The organism is Rhizobacter sp., from assembly GCF_031412495.1.
Classification (GTDB): Bacteria; Pseudomonadota; Gammaproteobacteria; order Burkholderiales; family Burkholderiaceae_C; genus Schlegelella_A.
Genome location: NZ_JANODC010000135.1, coordinates 1 through 1,585, shown reverse-complemented (window position 1 = coordinate 1,585; position 1,585 = coordinate 1). Strand labels below are relative to the sequence as shown.

General features: G+C 70.2%; 2 protein-coding genes and 1 pseudogene. All 3 read left to right on the top strand.

All coding sequences use genetic code 11. From position 1 onward, the window contains the following. Window positions 1–40 precede the first annotated feature (40 nt). Complete coding sequence (locus AC30N0_RS05025) at window positions 41–532, top strand: metallophosphoesterase family protein (RefSeq protein ID WP_489516834.1); 492 nt, start codon at window positions 41–43, stop codon at window positions 530–532. Continuing rightward, window positions 529–1,341 (top strand): class I SAM-dependent methyltransferase, encoded by an 813-nt coding sequence (locus AC30N0_RS05020; protein WP_489516833.1) that lies wholly within the window; start codon window positions 529–531, stop codon window positions 1,339–1,341. The genes AC30N0_RS05025 and AC30N0_RS05020 overlap by 4 nt, the downstream gene beginning before the upstream one ends. A gap of 31 nt (window positions 1,342–1,372) precedes the next feature. Beyond that, window positions 1,373–1,585: pseudogene (locus AC30N0_RS05015) on the top strand (hypothetical protein); the annotation flags it as partial.

The following is a 1,585-nucleotide window of genomic DNA, read 5'->3' as shown; positions in this document are numbered from 1 at the left end:
CTCGATCGCCGGGCTCGAGCGCTGAGCTGCCGCTTCCCGCATGCCCGAAGTCGCCCGCATCCGGGTCGGTCTCGTCTCCGACACGCACAACCTGCTGCGTCCGGAAACGACCGCCTTCCTGCGCGGCTGCGACCACATCGTCCACGCCGGCGACATCATGGACGCGGCCATCCTCGATGAGCTCTGCCGACTGGCGCCGCTGACCGCCGTGCGCGGCAACAACGATCGCGGTGAATGGGCCCGCGACCTGCGCGAGGTCGAGATCGTCACCGTCGGCGAGATCAAGCTGTGCGCGATCCACGACCTGGCCCGCCTCGACATCGATCCCGTGCAAGCCGGCATCGACGTCGTGGTCTCGGGCCACTCGCACAAGCCGCTCATCGAGCACCGCCACGGCGCCCTCTTCGTCAACCCCGGCAGCGCCGGGCCGCGCCGCTTCAGGCTGCCGATCGCGGCGGCGGAGCTCGTGATCGAGGGCCGGTCGGTGTCGGCGCGTATCGTCGAGCTCGTCACTTCCGAAGGAACCAGGTGAGGCCGTCCGACAAGGCATTCGCAGGCTCGATTCCCCAGCTCTACGAGCAATTCCTCGTGCCGCTCATCTTCGAGCCCTACGCGGTCGACCTCGCCGGCCGCGTCGCCGTGCGCCAGCCGTCGCGGGTGCTGGAGATCGCCGCAGGCACCGGCGTGGTGACGCGGCATCTGGTGGGCTCGCTGCCCGCCGACACGCTCGTCGTCGCCACCGACCTGAACCAGCCGATGCTCGATCACGCGGCGAGCCTTGGGACGCAACGCGCAGTGGAGTGGCGCCAGGCGGACGCGATGCAGCTTCCCTTCGCCGATGCGTCCTTCGATGTCGTCGCCTGCCAGTTCGGCGTGATGTTCTTTCCTGACAAGGCGCGGGCCTTCGCGGAAGCGAGACGCGTGCTCCGTGCCGGCGGCGCCTTCGTCTTCAATGCCTGGGACGCGATCGAGGCAAACGAGTTCGCCGACGTCGTCACGCGCGCGCTCGAGACCCTGTATCCGGCCGATCCGCCTCGTTTCCTCGCCCGCACGCCGCACGGCTACTGCGACACGACGAGGATCGCGGGCGACCTCGAGCGAGGCGGGTTCACGCGGCCGATCGAGCTCACCACCCTGCCCCTGCGCAGCCGCGCGCCATCGCCGCGCCACCCGGCCGTCGCCTTCTGCCAGGGCACGCCGCTGCGCCACGAGATCGAGGCCCGCAACCCGGCAGGAATGGACGAGGCGACCGAGGCCGCCACGATCGCCCTCGCCAGCCGTTTCGGAACGGGAGCGATCGAGGGCCGCATCCAGGCGCACGTCGTCGTCGCCGAGAAGTAGGCTGGGGCTCGGCCCGCTTCGTGATCGCCGCATGCGCCGCACCATGCTCACCTTCATCGCCCTGGCCGTCCTCGTCTACCTGGGCCTGTGCGCGGCCCTGTTCTTTTTCCAGCGCTCGCTGATCTACTTCCCGCAGCCGCGATCCTCGCCCGCCGGGACGACGCTGGCCACCCTGCCCGTCGAGGGAAGGCAGGTGTTCGCCACGGTCCGCGCCCGCCAGGGGCCGGACGCTCTCCTCTACTTC